Raw genomic sequence first — 16,659 nt, 5'->3', positions numbered from 1 at the left:
CGGTTGTCATCGCCGCTTGCTCTGCGTCCGCCGGATCGTCTCGCGCTGCGTCTCGCCGACCGCGCGCTCGTACGCGATTACCAGCCCCTGGATGGTGACCGGCTTGAACCGCTCGACGAGCTGCTGGATGTGCTCCGGCGTCCCGCCCGAGTCGCGATAGTGCGGCCAGACCATCGTCCGGAAGACCTCGGTCAGCTCCTCGGCGATGGCGCGGCCGTGCTCGGAGAAGACCCGGCTGACCGCGAGGACGGCGTCCGTCGGCAGATCCAGGTCGAGCAGTTCGGCGCCGAGGCTCAGGTGCGCGGTCGCGACCTGGAAGACGTCCTCGTCCGGAGTCGGCTCGACGACGCCGAGGGCGACCAGCGCGACGATGTCGTCATCGGTCAGCTCGCGCCCGGTCCGGCGGACCAGCGAAGCGCGGTCGAGGGTCTCGGGCAGGTCGCGCATCCAGGGGGTCAGCAGCGTGCGGTGCAGGGCGATGTCCTGCGGGGTGGCGTCGGCCGGGATGCGCTCCAGGTAGCCCTCGATCGCCGACAGCGTGAACCCGTGCGCCTGCAGCTCGCGGACCAGGTCGAGCCGGGCAATGTGTTCGGGCCCGTAGTACCCGACGCGGCCGCGCCGGATCGGCGGCGGGATCAGGCCGCGGCCGGCGTAGAAGCGCAGCGTGCGCACGGTCATCCCGACGCGGGCGGAGAGCTCGTCGACGGTCAGGGTCGCCTCGTCGGCTTCGGACATGGCCGAGATCATAGCGAGCCGCTGTTGACGACTATGACACCAACACTGTCACAATGCGGGGGACGACTCGACACCGAACGGGATCATCATGAGCGAAGCCTTTCTGTACGACGCGATCCGGACGCCGCGGGGTAAGGGCAAACCGGCCGGGGCGCTGCACGAGGTCAAACCGATCCAGCTGATCACGGGTCTGCTGGACGAGTACCGGACCCGGAACCCGAAGCTGGACCTGTCCGCGATCGACGACGTCGTCCTCGGCGTGGTGACCCCGATCGGCGACCAGGGCATGGACATCGCCCGGACCGCGGTGCTGATGGCCGGCTACCCGAACACGACCGGCGGCGTCCAGCTCAACCGCTTCTGCGCCTCCGGCCTGGAGGCGGTCAACCAGGCCGCGCAGCGGGTCCGTTCCGGCTGGGAGGACTTCATCCTGGCCGGCGGCGTCGAGTCGATGTCGCGGGTGAAGATGGGCTCGGACGGCGGCGCCTGGGCGATGGACCCGGAGACCGCGCTGGCCACCGGCTTCATCCCGCAGGGCATCAGCGCCGACCTGATCGCGACCCTCGACGGCTTCTCCCGCGCCGATGTCGACGCGTACGCCGCCGAGTCGCACGCGCGGGCCGCCAAGGCCTGGGCCAACGGGTACTTCGCGCGCTCCGTCGTCCCGGTCGTCGACCGCAACGGGTTGCAGATCCTCGGCCACGACGAGCTGGTCCGGCCCGGCACGACGGTCGACACCCTCGCCGGGCTGCCGGAGTCCTTCGCCGCGATCGGTGAGCACGGCGGCTTCGACGCCGTCGCGCTGGAGGAGTACGTGACCGTCGAGCGGATCAACCACGTGCACCACGCCGGCAACTCGTCAGGCATCGTGGACGGCGCCGCGCTGGTCGCGATCGGCACCGAGAAGGCCGGCGAGGCGCTTGGCCAGGCCCCGCGCGGCCGGGTCGTCGCGGTCGGCGTCAGCGGTGCCGACCCGACGATCATGCTCACCGGTCCCGCACCCGCCGCCCGCAAGGCGCTGGCGAAGGCTGGACTCGGCGCGAGCGACATCGACCTGTACGAGATGAACGAGGCCTTCGCGGCGGCGGTGCTGCACTTCATGCGCGACCTCGACGTACCGCACGAGAAGGTGAACGTGAACGGCGGCGCGATCGCGCTCGGGCACCCGCTGGGCGCCACCGGCGCGATGCAGATCGGAACCCTGCTGGACGAGCTGGAGCGGCGCGAGCTCCGCTACGGTCTGGCCACCCTGTGCGTCGGCGGCGGCATGGGCGTCGCGACGATCATCGAGAGGCTTGCGGCATGATCGACTGGAAGAACGACGCCGGTGTCATCACCCTGACGATCGACGACCCGGACGCCTCCGCGAACACGATGAACGACGCGTACGTCGCGGCGATGGGTAAGACCGTCGAGCGGCTGCAGGCCGAGAAGGCCCTGATCAAGGGCGTCGTCATCACCTCCGCCAAGTCGACCTTCTTCGCCGGTGGCAACCTCGACATGCTGTCCCAGGTCCAGCCCGAGCACGCCCAGCAGGTCTTCGACACCGTCGAGGAAGTCAAGCGCCAGCTCCGCGCGCTGGAGACGCTCGGTGTCCCGGTCGTCGCCGCGATCAACGGGACGGCGCTCGGCGGCGGGCTGGAGATCGCGCTCGCCTGCCACCACCGCATCGTTGCGGACAGCAACAAGATCGAGCTCGGCGTCCCCGAGGTCACACTCGGGCTGCTGCCGGGCGGCGGCGGTGTCACGCGGACGGTCCGGATGCTCGGTCTGCAGGACGCGCTGATGAAGGTACTGCTGCAGGGGCAGCGGATGAAGCCGGCGCACGCGAAGTCGGTCGGCATCGTCGACGAGGTGGTGCCCGCCGACCAGCTCCTCGACGCCGCGCGCGCCTGGATCGCGGCGTACGCCGGGGACGCGAAGCAGCCGTGGGACCGCGACGGCTACAAGATTCCCGGCGGGACGCCGTCCACCCCGAAACTGGCCGCGTTCCTGCCCGCCTTCCCGGCGAACCTGCGCAAACAGCTCAAGGGCGCGCCCTACCCGGCGCCGCGGGCGATCATGAGCGCCGCGATCGAGGGGGCGCAGGTCGACTTCGCCACCGCGTCCCGGATCGAGTCCCGGTACTTCGTCTCGCTGGCGACCGGTCAGGTCGCGAAGAACATGATCAAGGCGTTCTTCTTCGACCTCCAGGCCATCAACGCCGGCGCCTCCCGGCCGGACGGCGTCCCGGCGTACCAGGCCCGCAAGGTCGGTGTGCTCGGCGCGGGCATGATGGGCGCCGGGATCGCGTACGAGTGCGCGAAGGCCGGGATGGAGGTCGTGCTCAAGGACGTCTCGCTGGAGGCGGCCGAGAAGGGGAAGGCGTACTCGGAGAAGCTGCTCGCGAAGCAGGTGCAGAAGGGCCGCAAGACCCCGGCGCAGGTCGAGGAGTTCCTCGGCCGGATCACCCCGACCGGCGACCCGAACGACCTGGCCGGGGCCGACCTGGTGATCGAGGCCGTCTTCGAGAGCGAGGAGCTCAAGCAGCAGGTCTTCGCCGAGATCGCCGGGGTGATCGAGCCCGACGCGCTGCTCTGCTCGAACACCTCCACGCTGCCGATCACCGGGCTGGCCGACGGGATCGACCGGCCGGACGACTTCGTCGGGATGCACTTCTTCTCGCCGGTCGACCGGATGCCGGCCGTCGAGCTGATCGTGGGGGAGAAGACCTCCGATCGGACGCTGGCCAAGGCGTACGACGTCGTCCGGCAGATCAGGAAGACGCCGATCGTGGTCAACGACAGCCGCGGCTTCTTCACCTCACGCGTCTTCGGCACGCTGGTGATGGAGGGCGCCGCGATGGTCGCCGAGGGCGTCGACCCGGTCACCATCGAGCGGGCCGCGGCGCTGGCCGGCTTCCCGGCGCCGCCGCTGGCGATGCTCGACGAGGTCACGCTGACGCTGCCGCGGAAGATCCGGGACGCCGCGATCGCGGCCGGCGGCAGCGCCGGGCCGTTCGACGACCACCTCGGCATGGAGGTGGTCGGCCGGATGCTGGACGAGTTCGGCCGCAAGGGCAAGTCGACCGGCGCCGGGTTCTACGACTACCCGGCCGACGGCCCGAAGCACCTGTGGCCGGGGCTGCGCGAGCACTTCACCGGCACTTCGACGGCGACCGTGACCGACCTGCAGGACCGGTTCACGTTCATCATGTCGCTGGAGACCGTGCGCTGCCTGGACGAGGGCGTGCTCCGCTCGGTCGCGGACGCGAATATCGGCTCGATCTTCGGGATCGGCTTCCCGCCGCTGCTCGGCGGCGCGCTGCAGGCGATCAACTCGTACGGCGTTCCGGCGTTCGTCGAGCGGGCCCGTGAGCTGGCGGCGGCGTACGGGAATCGGTTCGCCCCACCGGAGTCGCTGATCCGGATGGCCGCGGACGGCAAAACGTTTAACTGATCACGAGCAGATACCGTACGCGCAACATTCCACACAATCGAACAAAGAACAGCGCGCCCGGTCTTGCGCCGGGCGCGCTTTTGGGTCAGGGTGCCAGGTACTTCTTCAACGATTCACCCGGTAACGTCCTCGGGTGGAGGCTGTTGTGATGTTGGATTTAGTTGTACCGTGTGCGAAATCGGAGATGCTTAACGCCGTTAAGTAACTCGGAACTCCGGGCGCCTCTACCCCTGCGGCGCTGCTCTGAGGGAAGGTGGAATTCATGCCTGCTCATGTTCCGAACGCCGGCCTGAACCGGCGGGACCTGCTCAAGCGAGCCGGTGGCCTGGCCGCACTCGCCGCGTTCACCGCGGCCTGCGGCGGCAACACCGGCCGCCCGTCCGGCGGCGGAGGCGGTGGCGGATCCAAGGCCACGCTGGCGCAGTGGTACCACCAGTACGGTGAGACCGGCACCAAGGAGGCCGCGCTCAAGTACGCCAAGGCCTACCCGGACGCGAATATCGCGGTCGAGTGGACGCCGGGCGACTACGGCAGCAAGCTCGCCTCCGGTCTGCTGTCCAGCAAGGGTCCGGACGTCTTCGAGAGCCAGCTGAACATCGGCATGGTGAAGAGCAACCAGGTGGTGGCGCTCGACGACATCATCGCCGACGTGAAGGACGACTTCGCGCCCGGCGACCTGGCCACCAACACCGTCGACGGCAAGGTCTACGGCATCCGGATGATCGTCGACCCGCAGGTGATCTACTACCGCAAGTCGATGCTCGACAAGGCCGGCATCAAGCCGCCGGAGACCCTCGACGACCTGGTCGCCGCGGCCAAGGAGCTGACCACCGACAAGGTGAAGGGCATCTTCGTGGGCAACGACGGCGGTAACGCGCTCGGCGGCCCGGCGGTGTTCGCCTCCGGCGGCTCGCTGCTCACCGAGGACAACAAGGTCGGCTTCACCGGCGCGCGCTCGGCGCAGGCGCTGAGCAAGCTGCGCCAGATGTACGCCGACAAGTCCGTGCTGCTGGGCGCCCCGACCGACTGGTGGGATCCGGGCGCCATCAACCAGGGCCTGGTCGCGATGCAGTGGATCGGCATGTGGGCGGTGCCGGGGATGCAGAAGGCGCTCGGCGACGACCTCGGCGTCTTCGCGTTCCCGAAGGCCGATGCCGAGGGCAAGGCCGCGGTCTACTCCGGCGGCTGGACGCAGTTCGTCTCGGCGAAGAGCGCGAACGTCGACGCGGCCAAGAAGTTCGTCAAGTGGCTGTGGATCGACCAGGCGGAGTACCAGGAGGACTGGTCGCTGAACTACGGCTTCCACATCCCGCCGCGGAAGTCGATCGCCGCGAAGGCGTCGAAGCTGCAGAGCGGCGTCGCGGCCGAGACGGTCAAGCTGACCACCGAGTTCGGCTACACCGACAACCCGGCCTGGACGCCGAAGATGGGCACCGCGTTCACCGACGTCCTGACCAACGTGATCAAGAAGGGAGCCGACCCCGCCGCCGAGTTCAGCAAAGCCGAGAAGACGGTCAACGGCGAGCTGGCGCGGCTGTTCGGATGAGCGCACCGGTCAAGACGGCCGCGGCCTCCGCCTCAGCTGGTGAGCGACGGAAGCCGCGGCAGAAGGGTATCGCCGGGACGACGCGGTCGTTCTGGCTGTTCGTCGGGCCGTTCGTCATCGGGCTGCTGATCTTCTCCTACCTGCCGATCATCTGGAGCCTGGTCCTCAGCTTCTTCGAGGCCTACAACACGGTCACGCCGTCGAAGTTCGTCGGGCTGCAGAACTACGTCGACATGCTGACCGACGGCAACTTCTTGTCCAGCCTGGGCACGTTCACGATCTTCGCGGTCTTCATCGTGCCGCTGACGTTCGTGATGTCGCTGGCGCTGGCGCTGCTGGTCAACCAGGTGAAGGTCGCGAAGGCGTTCTTCCGGTCGGTGTTCTTCCTGCCGACCGCCTGCTCCTACGTCGTGGCCTGTGTGATCTGGCGGCTGTCGATCTTCAACGGCGTCCGGTTCGGCCTGGCCAACACCGTGCTCGGCTGGTTCGGGATCGACAACGTGGCCTGGCTGTCGACCGTGGATCCGCCCTGGTACTGGATCCCGATCATCACTGTGCGGCTGTGGCTGCAGCTCGGTTTCTACATGATCCTGTTCATCGCGGGTCTGCAGCGGATCTCGCCGACGCTGTACGAGGCGGCGTACGTCGACGGGGCCAAGCCCGGCTGGCAGGTGTTCCGCTACATCACGCTGCCGCAGCTGCGGGCGACGTCGGTCTCGGTGCTGATATTGAACCTGATCGCGGCGTACCAGGCCTTCGACGAGTTCTACAACCTGATCGGCAACGTGAACTACGCGCGGCCGCCGCTGGTCTACCTGTACGGGATATCCCTCGGCTCGATCCAGGACCTCGGTCACGGTTCGGCCGGCGCGCTCATCCTGGCCGTCATCATCATGCTCGTGACGCTGCTGCAGACGCGGATCTTCGGCTTCGGAAAGGCAGGCGACTGATGGCCACGGCCGAACGTACCTCGGGCACCCTGGAGCCGATCGGCTACACCCGCAGCCCGCTCGGCCGGGTCGGCGTCGGCCTGCGCTGGATCGCGCTGTTCATCGCGGTGGTGCTGTTCCTGCTGCCGTTCTACCTGATCCTGCGCAACGCGCTGTCGACCGAGGCCGACATCACCGCGCCGGACTGGACGCTGTTCCCGAGCGACCTGCAGTGGGGTAACGTCGGCGAGCTGTTCAGCAACACCGAGGTCCCGATGGCGCGGGCGATGTACAACTCCGCCGTCGTGGGCATCCTCGGCACGGCCGGTCAGCTGCTGCTCGCCTCGATGGCCGGCTACGGCCTGGCGCGGATCCCGTACCGGCACGCCGACAAGGTGTTCTACTCGATCGTCGCCACGCTGATGATCCCCGGCGCGGTCACCTTCATTCCCAGTTTCATCGTCGTCTCGTCACTGGGCTGGGTCAGCACGCTCCGCGGCCTGATCATCCCGACGCTGTTCTCGGGTTTCGCCGCATTCCTCTTCCGGCAATATTTTCTGAATTTTCCGAAAGAGCTCGAAGAAGCGGCCCGGGTCGACGGCGCCGGCTATTTCGGCGTCTTCTGGCGGATCGTCGTCCCGAACTCGCTGCCGTTCTTCGCGGCCATCGCCGCGATCACCTTCATCGGCAACTGGAACTCGTTCCTCTGGCCGCTGGTGATCGGCCAGGACTCCAGTTCCTGGACCATCCAGGTCGCGATGTCCACGTTCATCACCGCGCAGACCGTCAACATCCATCAACTCTTCATGGCGGTCGCGGTGTCGATCCTGCCGCTGATCCTGATCTTCGCCTTCCTGCAGCGCTACCTGATCCAGGGCGTCACGCAGTCGGGCATCAAGGACTGACCGCTCCGCGGCGGCTGCCTCGCGCCGCGCGCTCCCCGTCCGCACCTGATCCGCTGCGGCCGGGGAGCCGCAGCACGCGCCCCAACCTGCCGGCACCAGGCCGGCGATCGTCGAGCCGACCGCCCGCGCGCCCCCGTTCGTCGTACCGACAAACGGGTACTAGTCGTCGCCGTCACGCTCAAGCACCCGCCGCCCGGCGCCCAAATGCCGACCACTACCCGTCGCTCCGCTCACCCGCAGGAGCTTCGCAACGATCCCGGCTGTCACTCACCCCGTTTGCTGGGCCGACCCGGCGTGTGTGGGCGGTCAGCGGCGTGCGGTGGGTCGTCCCGTGGTTTGGTGGGCGGGCCCAGCGGCGGGCGGGTGGGCCAGGCGTGTGCGGTGGGTACTCCCGCCGTTTGGTGGGCCGACCCATCAAACGGCGGGATCGGCGTGCTTACTCCGCGGTCTGGTAGGTCGGGGTGAGGATGCCGCGGGCGAGGGTGTGGAAGGCGAGGTTGAAGCCGACGACGGCCGGGGTGGCGGTGTCGTCGACGTCCAGGGCCTCGACGTCGAGGGCGTGCACGACGAAGTAGTAGCGGTGGTTCTGGTCACCCGCGGGCGGGGCGGCGCCGCCGTAGTTCTTGGTGCCGAAGTCGTTGCGGACGTGGAAGGCGCCGTTCGGGAGCCGCTCGGTGGTGCCGGCGCCGGCCTCGAGCTCGGTGACGTCGGCGGGCAGGTTGACCAGGACCCAGTGCCAGAAACCGGAGACGATCGGGGCGTCGGGGTCGAAACAGGTGACGATGAAGCCCTTGGTCTCCGCCGGGAAGCCGGACCAGGACAGCTGCGGCGAGGTGTTGCCGGCGGCGAAGACATGCGCGTCGGGGAGTTGCTCACCCTGCGTCACGTCGGTGCTGGTGACGGTGAAACTGCCCACCTCGGGGAGCAGCTCGTACGGGTCGGGGGCGACGGGCCGGTCGAGCGACATCTGTGATCCTCCGGGATCTCGCGACATGTGGTGAAACCGACACTAGTGCCTGGTCACTTGTCCACGCGATCGCATGCCGTCGCAGGGGATCCCGCCCGGGATGCGAAGATCGGTGCACGAGTGGGCACCACCGAGTGGAGGCATGTGTGGAGGAGTACCTGGCGCGGATCGGGCCGGCCGACGAGGGCGCGATGCGCGCCGCGGCGGAGCGGCAGGGCGGGCTGACCAAGCCGGCCGGGTCACTGGGCGTGCTGGAAGAGCTCTCCGTGCGAGTGGCCGGGATGAGCGGCCAGTGCCCGCCGGAGGTGCCGCTGCCCGCGGTCGTGACGGTGTTCGCCGCCGACCACGGCGTCCACGCGCAGGGCGTCTCGCCGTGGCCGCAGGAGGTCACGGCCGCTATGCTGGCGAACTTCGCCGCCGGCGGCGCCGCGGTGAACGCGTTCGCGGCCAACAACCGGGTCGACGTCCGCGTCGTCGACGTCGGCGTCGCGACCCCGGTCGAGGAGCTCGACATCGTGCACGCGAAGGTCCGCCCAGGGACGCGCGACCTGTCGGCGGGCGCGGCGCTGACGCACGACGAGGTCTGCGCGGCTATCGGCGTCGGCTACAACCTCGCCGACACCCTGGTGAAGGACGGCTACCGCTGTCTGCTGACCGGTGACATGGGGATCGCGAACACCACGGCGTCCGCCGCCCTGATCGCGACCTTCACCGGCTCCACCGCGGACGTCGTCACCGGTCGCGGCACCGGGATCGACGACGCCACGCTCGCCCGGAAGACCGCGATCGTCCAGTCCGCGCTCGACCGGCACGCCGTCCCGGCGTCCGACCCGCTCGGCGCCCTTCAGGCGTTCGGCGGCCTCGAGCACGCGGCCCTGGCCGGTTACATTCTCGGCGGCGCGGCGAACCGCGTCCCGGTCATTCTGGACGGCGTGATCGCAGGCGCGGCCGCGCTCGTCGCGCAGGCCTTCCACGCCAGCGTCGTCGACTACTGCGTCGCTGGGCACCGCTCGGCCGAGCCGGGGCACGCGGTCGCGCTGAAGACGCTCGGCCTGCAGCCGCTGGTCGACCTCGATCTCCGCCTCGGCGAGGGGACGGGCGCAGTCCTGGCGTATCCGATCCTGACCTGTGCGGTGCGCGCGCTGAGTGAGATGGCGACCTTCGAGTCCGCGGGGATCGAGTCGTGACCGACCAATACCTGTCCGGCCTGGTGCTGACCGGGCGGCGCGTCGTCCTGGTCGGCGGCGGGGGAGTCGCCCAGCGGCGGCTGCCGCGGCTGCTCGAATCCGGCGCGGTGATCGACCTGGTCTCGCCGTCCATCACGCCGACCATCGAAGGCCTGCTCGCCAACCCGTCCCTGACCTGGGTCGAGCGCGGTTACCGGTACGGCGATCTGGACGGCGCCTGGTACGTCGTCGTCGCCACGGACGACGCGGCCGTCAACGACGAGGTCTCGCGTGAGGCCGAGGAGCGGCGGATCTTCTGCGTCCGCTCCGACGACCGCTCCCAGGCGACCGCGTGGACGCCGGCGTCCGGGCAGCACGACAACGTGACGATCGGCGTGCTCGGCGGTGGCGACCACCGGCGCTCGGCCCGCGTCCGGGACGCCATCCTGGAAGGGTTGCGCACCGGCGAGCTCGGCGCCCGCGAGGCCGGCGGCAGGCGCCCCGGCGTCTACCTGGTCGGCGGCGGGCCCGGCGATCCGGATCTGATCACCGTCCGCGGCCGCCGCCTGCTCGCCGAGGCCGAGGTGGTCGTCGCCGACCGGCTCGCCCCGCAGCAACTGCTCGACGAACTCTCACCGGACGTCGAGCTCTTCGATGCCGCCAAACTCCCGCGCGGCCGGGCCGCCCAGCAGGAGGAGATCAACCGGATCCTCGTCGAGCGCGGTCTGCAGGGCAAGGTCGTGGTCCGCCTGAAGGGCGGCGACTCCTACGTCTTCGGCCGCGGTTTCGAGGAGGCCCTCGCCTGCGCCGCGGCCGGCGTCCCCTGGACCGTCGTCCCCGGGATCACCAGCTCGATCTCCGTCCCCGCGGTCGCCGGTATCCCGGTCACCCACCGTGGAGTCACGCACGAGTTCACGGTCGTCTCCGGTCACATTCCGCCGTCCCATCCCGAGTCGCTGGTCAACTGGGACGCGCTCGCCCAGCTGCACGGCACGCTCGTCCTGCTGATGGCCGTCGAGAACCTCCCGGCGATCGCCGAGCGGCTGATCGCGGCGGGCCGCCCGGCGACCACCCCGGCCGCCGCCATCGCCGACGGCACCCTCCCCACCCAGCAGCTGGTCACCGCGACCCTCGCCGAGATCGCCGGCACCATGCGCGCGGCCGGCGTCGGCGCTCCGGCGATCGTTGTCATCGGCAACGTTGTCGACGTGGCGCAGAGCGCCCGCGCGGACGGCGGTCCCGCGTGAGCCCGTTGGTCGAGGTGTCGGAGGCGGCGGACCCGCGGCTGGCCGACTACGTCCAGCTGCGGGAGGTCAGCCTGCGCCGGCTGCTCGAGGAGGAGCACGGGCTGTTCATTGCCGAGGGCGACAAAGTCATCCGCCGGGCCGCGGACGGTGGCTTCGAGCCGCGCTCGTTCCTGCTGGCTCCCCGCTGGCTCGACTCTTTGCAGGACGTGCTGGCCCAATGGCCTGACGTCCCGGTCTACGTCGTCTCGGAGGAGCTGGCCGAACAAGTCACCGGCTTCCACGTCCACCGCGGCGCGCTGGCGTCGTACCGCCGTACCGCGGACCGGCCGCTGGCCGAACTCCTGACGCCGGAAACCCAGCGGATCGCCATCTTCGACGACATCGTCGACCACACCAACGTCGGAGCCGGCTTCCGCGCCGCCGCGGCCATGGGCATCGACCTGGTCCTGGTCACCCCCACCTGCGCCGACCCCCTCTACCGCCGCTCGATCAAGGTCTCGATGGGCACCGTCTTCCAGGTCCCCTGGACCCGCCTCGACGACTGGCCCGGCGCCCTCGACACCCTCCACGAGGCCGGCTTCACCTCCGCCGCCCTCGCCCTCACCGACGACTCGATCACCCTGGACGCCCTCGCCGCCCGCCGCGACCCCAAACTCGCCCTCATCTTCGGCACCGAAGGCCACGGCCTCAAACCCCACGTCCTCGACCAGGCCGACCTCACCGTCAAGATCCCCATGTCCGGCAACGTCGACTCCCTCAACGTAGCCAGCTCAGCCGCCGTAGCCTTCTACACCACCCGCATTTGATGGGCTGACCCACCGCATTTGCTGGGCTCACCCACCAACTTGGTGGGCTGGCCAGGCGAGGGGTGGGTGGGCCAGTTGCAGGGGGTGGGTCCACGCGTCGTTTGCTGGGCTCGCCCACCAACTTGGTGGGCTGGCGAGGCGGGGGGTGGGTGGGCCAGTTGCAGGGGGTGGGTCCACGCGTCGTTTGCTGGGCTCGCCCACCAACTTGGTGGGCTGGCGAGGCGGGGGGGGGGTGGGCCAGTTGCAGGGGGTGGGTCCACGCGCCGTTTGGTGGGCTGGCTCAGGAGTTTGGTGGGCTGGCTCAGCAAATGGGGCTAGCCGGCTGCGCCGATGCGGTCGAGTTCGGTGCGGGCTTCGGTGGGGAGGGCGAGGGTGGCGGCGGCTAGGTTTTCGGTGAGGTGGGTGCGGGAGGAGGTGCCGGGGATGACGAGGGTGGTGGGGGAGCGGTGCAGGAGCCAGGCGAGGGCGACTTGTTGTTCGGAGGCGCCCAGGCGGGTGGCGACGGTGGAGAGGGCGGTGGCTTGGAGGGGGCTGAAGCCGCCTAGGGGGAAGTAGGGGACGAAGGCGATGCCGGCCGCAGCGCAGGTGTCGACGAGGTCGTCGTCGGCGCGGTTGGCCAGGTTGTAGAGGTTCTGGACGCAGACGATCGGCGCCTCCTTGCGTGCTTCGTCGAGCTGGTCGCGGCTCACCTCGCTGACGCCGAGGTGCCGGATGAGGCCTTCCTGCTGCAGCTCCGCGAGAACGCCGATCCGCTCCGCCACCGAGCTGTCCTTCGCCTGCATGTTCCGCAGGTTCACCACATCGAGGACGTCGAGCCCCAGCCGGTTCAGATTGTCGTGCACCTGTGCCCGCAGGTCTTCCCGCGAGTCCGCCTGAACCCAGGCCCCGTCGTCCGAGCGCAGCGCTCCGACCTTGGTCACGATGTGCAGGCCCTCGGCGTACGGGTGCAGCGCTTCGCGGATCAGCGAGTTGGTGATGTGCGGCCCGTAGGCGTCGCTGGTGTCGATATGGGTGATCCCGGCGTCGACGACGGCACGCAGGACGGCGATGGCCTCGTCGCGATCCTTCGGCGGGCCCATGACGCCGGGGCCGGCGAGCTGCATGGCGCCGTACCCCATCCGGGTCAGCGTGAGATCGGGAGCGAGGGTGAGCGAAGTTGTCATGTCTCCACCCTGGCCGTCGGCGACCGCGCCAGGGAGCTACACCTCATCCTGGTAACGGCCGTACCCCGTTGCGGCCGCCGTCACCAGGCACACTGGAGGGGTGGACGGCGAACTAGCGAGTATGCTCCGCGCCTGGCGCGATCGGGCCGACCCGGCCGAGGTCGGCCTCCCGGCCAACGGCCATCGCCGGGCCCCTGGCCTGCGGCGCGAGGAGCTGGCGCTGCTCGCCGGCATTTCGATCGAGTACGTCGTCCGCCTCGAACAGGGGCGCACCCGGACGCCGTCCGCCTCCGTCTGCTCCGCGCTCGCCCGCGCGTTGCGGCTGACCGATGCCGAGCAGGCGCATCTGTTCCGCCTGGCCGGGCATGCGGACGACCCGGAGCGGGTCAGCCGGCAGATCCCGGCCGGCGTGCGCTGGATGCTGGAGCGGCTGGAGGACCGGCCGATCGTCGTCCTCGACGCGATGTTCACGATGATCGCCTGGAACGACCTGTACGCCGCCTTGTACGGCGATCCGTCCGCGCTGGACGAGCGGGAGCGCAACACCCTGTGGCGGCACTTCGTCCGCGGCTCCGGCCGCCAGCGGCACACCGCCGAAGCCCGCGAAGCGTTCGAGCGGTCGATCGTCGCCGACCTGCGGGGGAGCACCAGCCGCTATCCACGGGACCCCGAGCTGCGCCGGCTCGTGGACGAGCTGCTCGTGGCGAGCCCGCGGTTCGCGCAGCTGTGGCGCGAGCGGCAGGTGGCCGCCGTCCAGCCGAGCCGGAAGATGGTCGACCACCCCGAGGTCGGCACCGTGAATGTCGACTGCGACGCGCTGGCCACCCAGATCGGCGACCTTCGGCTGCTGATCATGACCCCGGCGGACGACGAGTCCCGCGGCCGGCTGGAGCTGCTGGCCACGCTCGGTACCCAAGCCTGGTCAATTTCCTGAACCTCCTCCGGTAGGCCCGATCCACCTCTTGACCGCCGCCTGGGAATGCGCAATCCTGCGGGGAAAGCGCATTCCGAGGTGAGGGTGAGGCGGATGGGATTGCAGGAGTACGAGGCCCAGGTGTGGATCGACGGGTGGGCCGAGCCCCCGGCGTCGGACTGGTCGCCGGTCCTCGACAAGGCGGCCGGTACGCCGTTCGCCCGGTACGGGACCGCATCGGCCGAACAGGTCGACCGGGCCGTCCGCAGCGCGCGCCGGGCGCAGCCGGGCTGGGCAGCGGTGGACGCGAACGCCAAGTGCGACATCCTGCGGGCCTTCGCCCGCGAGCTGGAGAACCGGCACGACGAGCTGATCACGCTGATCATCCGCGAGACCGGCGGGACCAGGGAGAAGGCCGAGGAGGAGCTCGGGCAGTCGATCAACCAGCTGCTCAACTCCGCCACGCAGCTGACCGAGAACGCGGGCGCGATCCTGCCGCCGTACAAGAACGGCAAGATCTCGCTGTCCCGGGCGGTGCCGCTCGGCGTGATCGGGCTGATCGTGCCGTGGAACTACCCGATGAGCCTCGCGATGCGGGCGCTGGCGCCGGGGCTCGCGTACGGCAACGCCGTCGTGCTGAAACCCGCTGAGCTGACGCCGATCGCGGGCGGCCAGATCCTCGCCGAGGCGGCGAAGGCGGCCGGTGTTCCGGCGGGGGTGTTCAACGTCGTGCCGGGTGACGGGCCCGAGACCGGGAAGACGCTGTCGGAGCATCCTGATCTCGACCTGATCCACTTCACCGGCAGTTTCGAGGTCGGGCAGCAGATCTCGGCCTTCGCCGGGAGGAACTTCCGGGCCGCGGCCACCGAGCTCGGCGGCGACAACGCGTTCGTCGTCCTCGACGACGCCGACCTGGACCAGGCGGTCAGCTGCGCGCTGTGGTCGTCGCTCTGGTACCAGGGCCAGACCTGTATCACCGCCGGCCGGCACATCGTGCTGCGCTCGATCGCCGCCGAGTACACGGACGCCGTCGTCGAGCGGGTCGCCAAGCTGCGGGTCGGCGACCCGTTGCGGGACGACGTCGACCTCGGGCCGATCATCACCGAGCAGCAGCTCAAGCGCTTCCACGAGGGGCTGGTCGAGCCGTCGCTCGCGGCCGGCGCCAAGCTCGCGACCGGCGGCACGTCCGACGGGCTGTTCTACCAGCCCGCCGTCCTGACCGGCGTGACCCCGCAGATGCCGGTGTTCACCGAGGAGATCTTCGGGCCGGTGCTGCCGATCACCGTCGTGGACACCGAGGCCGAGGCGCTCGACCTGGTGAACCGGCATCGCACGTTGATGAACTCCGTCTTCACCCGGGACCCGATGCGCGGGCTCGCCTTCGCCGAGCAGGTGAAGAGCAACGAGGTCCATGTGAACGACGGCTACGCCCGGCACGGCGGCGAGGGACAGCTCGCCGGCTACACCCATCGCCAGTGGATCGGCATCCAGACCACCCCCACGACCTATCCCGCGTGGGCATCGAAGTGAGGACGAGTATGTACGCACGTTTGGGCGCGGGCCTGTTGGTCGCCGCGCTGGCCTTGACGGCCTGCTCGGGGAACGACAGCCCGGCGAGCTCGCCGGCGACCGGCGGTAACGAGAAGGTCGAGTTGACGTTCGTCAACTGGGACGGCGGGATGGACAAGGTCGTCGACGAGTGGAACCAGCTGAACCCGAACATTCAGGTGCAGCTGAGCAAGCCGTCGGGCACCGGGTACACGCTGTACAACAAGCTGATCACCAACAACAAGGCAGGCACCAACCCGGACATCACGCAGGTCGAGTACCAGGCGCTGCCGGCGCTGATCGCGAACCAGGTCGTCGTCCCGCTCGACGACTACGTGAAGGGGCTGGACGCGAAGTACGACAAGGCGTCGCTGGCGCAGGTGCAGTTCGAGGGCAAGACGTACGGCGTCCCGCAGAACGTCTGCCCGATGGTGTTCTTCTACCGCAAGGACGTCTTCGACAAGCTCGGGCTGAAGCCGCCCGCGACCTGGGACGAGTACGCGACCACGGCCGCGGCGCTGAAGAAGGCCGATCCGAAGAAGTTCATCGGGAACTTCACCGCCGCCGACCCGGGCTGGTTCGCCGGGCTCGCGCAGCAGGCCGGGGCCAACTGGTGGAAGGCCGACGGCGACACCTGGAGTGTCAGCATCAACGACGCGGCGAGCAAGAAGGTCGCGGACTTCTGGGACGGCCTGATCACCAAGGGCCTGGTCAGCCCGCAGCCGAACTGGTCGGCGCAGTGGAACACCGAGATGAACAACGGCACCATCGTCGGCTGGGTCGGCGCGCAGTGGGGCCCGAACCAGCTGCCCTCGATCGCCAAGGACACCGCCGGCAAGTGGGCCGCCGCGCCGCTGCCCGCCTGGACCGCCGGTGACGCCACCGTCGGTATCTGGGGCGGCGAGACCGAGGCCGTCACCGCCAACTCCAAGCACCCGGCCGAGGCCGCGAAGTTCGTCGAGTGGCTGAACTCCTCCGAGGCCGGCATGACGTCGCTGATCAAGCACGTCCAGGCCTTCCCCGCCTCGCCGGCCGGCCAGCAGCTCCCGGCGCTCAAGACCCCGCCGCCGTTCATGTCCAACCAGCCCGACTACAACACCCTGATGGCCACGGCCGCCAAGAGCGTCCGCACCTTCGACATCTGGGGCCCCAACGCCAACGTCACCTTCGACTCCTACTCCAACGCCTTCGCCGCCGCCCTGCAGAAGAAGACCCCGCTCGCCGGCGCCCTCGACACCATGCAAGAAGCCACTGTCGCCGACATGAAGAAGCTCGGCTTCCAGGTCGCCGGCTGAC

Annotated in this window: 14 protein-coding genes; 11 read left to right on the top strand and 3 right to left on the bottom strand. The window is 69.6% G+C overall.

The window, feature by feature from the left end; all coding sequences use genetic code 11:
• Positions 1-6: 6 nt before the first annotated feature.
• Positions 7-735 carry a MerR family transcriptional regulator gene (locus HPO96_RS12865; protein WP_238354975.1) on the bottom strand — a complete coding sequence of 243 codons (729 nt, stop codon included), beginning with the start codon at positions 733-735 and terminating at the stop codon, positions 7-9.
• Between the two features lie 88 nt (positions 736-823).
• Here HPO96_RS12865 and HPO96_RS12860 point away from each other — a divergent pair, with 88 nt between their 5' ends.
• The 5 genes from HPO96_RS12860 to HPO96_RS12840 all read left to right on the top strand — a co-directional run bounded on the left by HPO96_RS12860 (position 824) and on the right by HPO96_RS12840 (position 7,553).
• Positions 824-2,041 carry an acetyl-CoA C-acetyltransferase gene (locus tag HPO96_RS12860; protein ID WP_171673578.1) on the top strand — a complete coding sequence of 406 codons (1,218 nt, stop codon included), beginning with the start codon at positions 824-826 and terminating at the stop codon, positions 2,039-2,041.
• Positions 2,038-4,173, top strand: coding sequence for a 3-hydroxyacyl-CoA dehydrogenase NAD-binding domain-containing protein (locus HPO96_RS12855; protein WP_171673577.1), 2,136 nt, complete (start codon positions 2,038-2,040; stop codon positions 4,171-4,173). The genes HPO96_RS12860 and HPO96_RS12855 overlap by 4 nt, the downstream gene beginning before the upstream one ends.
• Before the next feature lie 262 nt (positions 4,174-4,435).
• Positions 4,436-5,719, top strand: a complete 1,284-nt coding sequence (locus HPO96_RS12850; protein WP_171673576.1) for an ABC transporter substrate-binding protein — start codon at positions 4,436-4,438, stop codon at positions 5,717-5,719.
• A complete protein-coding gene (locus HPO96_RS12845) occupies positions 5,716-6,669 on the top strand; it encodes a carbohydrate ABC transporter permease (RefSeq protein WP_171673575.1) in 954 nt (317 codons plus the stop codon). Before HPO96_RS12850 ends, HPO96_RS12845 begins: the two co-directional genes overlap by 4 nt.
• Complete coding sequence (locus HPO96_RS12840; RefSeq protein ID WP_171673574.1) at positions 6,669-7,553, top strand: carbohydrate ABC transporter permease; 885 nt, start codon at positions 6,669-6,671, stop codon at positions 7,551-7,553. Before HPO96_RS12845 ends, HPO96_RS12840 begins: the two co-directional genes overlap by 1 nt.
• A 436-nt stretch (positions 7,554-7,989) precedes the next feature.
• On the opposite strand, the gene HPO96_RS12835 is transcribed toward HPO96_RS12840, so the two are convergent.
• Positions 7,990-8,520 (bottom strand): YbhB/YbcL family Raf kinase inhibitor-like protein, encoded by a 531-nt coding sequence (locus HPO96_RS12835; protein ID WP_171673573.1) that lies wholly within the window; start codon positions 8,518-8,520, stop codon positions 7,990-7,992.
• 146 nt (positions 8,521-8,666) lie between these two features.
• Here HPO96_RS12835 and cobT point away from each other — a divergent pair, with 146 nt between their 5' ends.
• Genes cobT through HPO96_RS12820 form a run of 3 tightly spaced genes read left to right on the top strand, consistent with a single transcriptional unit; the run spans position 8,667 to position 11,739 of the window.
• Positions 8,667-9,707: a nicotinate-nucleotide--dimethylbenzimidazole phosphoribosyltransferase gene (cobT, locus tag HPO96_RS12830; RefSeq protein ID WP_171673572.1), complete on the top strand. Its 1,041-nt coding sequence runs from the start codon at positions 8,667-8,669 to the stop codon at positions 9,705-9,707.
• Positions 9,704-10,933: a uroporphyrinogen-III C-methyltransferase gene (gene cobA, locus HPO96_RS12825; RefSeq protein ID WP_171673571.1), complete on the top strand. Its 1,230-nt coding sequence runs from the start codon at positions 9,704-9,706 to the stop codon at positions 10,931-10,933. The genes cobT and cobA overlap by 4 nt, the downstream gene beginning before the upstream one ends.
• Entirely contained in the window at positions 10,930-11,739 is an 810-nt protein-coding gene (locus HPO96_RS12820) for a TrmH family RNA methyltransferase (RefSeq protein ID WP_337796610.1), read from the top strand. Before cobA ends, HPO96_RS12820 begins: the two co-directional genes overlap by 4 nt.
• A gap of 314 nt (positions 11,740-12,053) precedes the next feature.
• On the opposite strand, the gene HPO96_RS12815 is transcribed toward HPO96_RS12820, so the two are convergent.
• A complete protein-coding gene (locus HPO96_RS12815) occupies positions 12,054-12,902 on the bottom strand; it encodes an oxidoreductase (RefSeq protein WP_171673570.1) in 849 nt (282 codons plus the stop codon).
• A gap of 100 nt (positions 12,903-13,002) precedes the next feature.
• Between HPO96_RS12815 and HPO96_RS12810 the strand changes: the two genes are divergently transcribed.
• The 3 genes from HPO96_RS12810 to HPO96_RS12800 all read left to right on the top strand — a co-directional run bounded on the left by HPO96_RS12810 (position 13,003) and on the right by HPO96_RS12800 (position 16,658).
• Positions 13,003-13,836, top strand: a complete 834-nt coding sequence (locus tag HPO96_RS12810) for a helix-turn-helix domain-containing protein (RefSeq protein ID WP_337796609.1) — start codon at positions 13,003-13,005, stop codon at positions 13,834-13,836.
• 93 nt (positions 13,837-13,929) lie between these two features.
• Positions 13,930-15,345, top strand: coding sequence for an aldehyde dehydrogenase family protein (locus tag HPO96_RS12805; RefSeq protein ID WP_171673569.1), 1,416 nt, complete (start codon positions 13,930-13,932; stop codon positions 15,343-15,345).
• An 8-nt stretch (positions 15,346-15,353) separates the two neighbouring features.
• A complete protein-coding gene (locus HPO96_RS12800; protein WP_171673568.1) occupies positions 15,354-16,658 on the top strand; it encodes an ABC transporter substrate-binding protein in 1,305 nt (434 codons plus the stop codon).
• Position 16,659: the final 1 nt, after the last annotated feature.

The sequence above is a fragment of the Kribbella sandramycini genome, from assembly GCF_013131805.1.
Lineage (GTDB): Bacteria > Actinomycetota > Actinomycetes > Propionibacteriales > Kribbellaceae > Kribbella > Kribbella sandramycini.
Note: the sequence above shows the minus strand (reverse complement) of the source record. Positions and strands in the feature narration are given on the sequence as shown.

What these genes read in the sequence shown, in the direction of transcription:
- HPO96_RS12800 (WP_171673568.1), top strand. Translation starts at nt 15,354, where the DNA reads ATGTACGCACGTTTGGGCGCGGGCCTGTTGGTCGCCGCGCTGGCCTTG.
- HPO96_RS12835 (WP_171673573.1), bottom strand. Translation starts at nt 8,520, where the DNA reads ATGTCGCTCGACCGGCCCGTCGCCCCCGACCCGTACGAGCTGCTCCCC.
- HPO96_RS12805 (WP_171673569.1), top strand. Translation starts at nt 13,930, where the DNA reads ATGGGATTGCAGGAGTACGAGGCCCAGGTGTGGATCGACGGGTGGGCC.
- HPO96_RS12845 (WP_171673575.1), top strand. Translation starts at nt 5,716, where the DNA reads ATGAGCGCACCGGTCAAGACGGCCGCGGCCTCCGCCTCAGCTGGTGAG.
- HPO96_RS12840 (WP_171673574.1), top strand. Translation starts at nt 6,669, where the DNA reads ATGGCCACGGCCGAACGTACCTCGGGCACCCTGGAGCCGATCGGCTAC.
- HPO96_RS12860 (WP_171673578.1), top strand. Translation starts at nt 824, where the DNA reads ATGAGCGAAGCCTTTCTGTACGACGCGATCCGGACGCCGCGGGGTAAG.
- HPO96_RS12855 (WP_171673577.1), top strand. Translation starts at nt 2,038, where the DNA reads ATGATCGACTGGAAGAACGACGCCGGTGTCATCACCCTGACGATCGAC.
- HPO96_RS12865 (WP_238354975.1), bottom strand. Translation starts at nt 735, where the DNA reads ATGTCCGAAGCCGACGAGGCGACCCTGACCGTCGACGAGCTCTCCGCC.
- HPO96_RS12815 (WP_171673570.1), bottom strand. Translation starts at nt 12,902, where the DNA reads ATGACAACTTCGCTCACCCTCGCTCCCGATCTCACGCTGACCCGGATG.
- HPO96_RS12850 (WP_171673576.1), top strand. Translation starts at nt 4,436, where the DNA reads ATGCCTGCTCATGTTCCGAACGCCGGCCTGAACCGGCGGGACCTGCTC.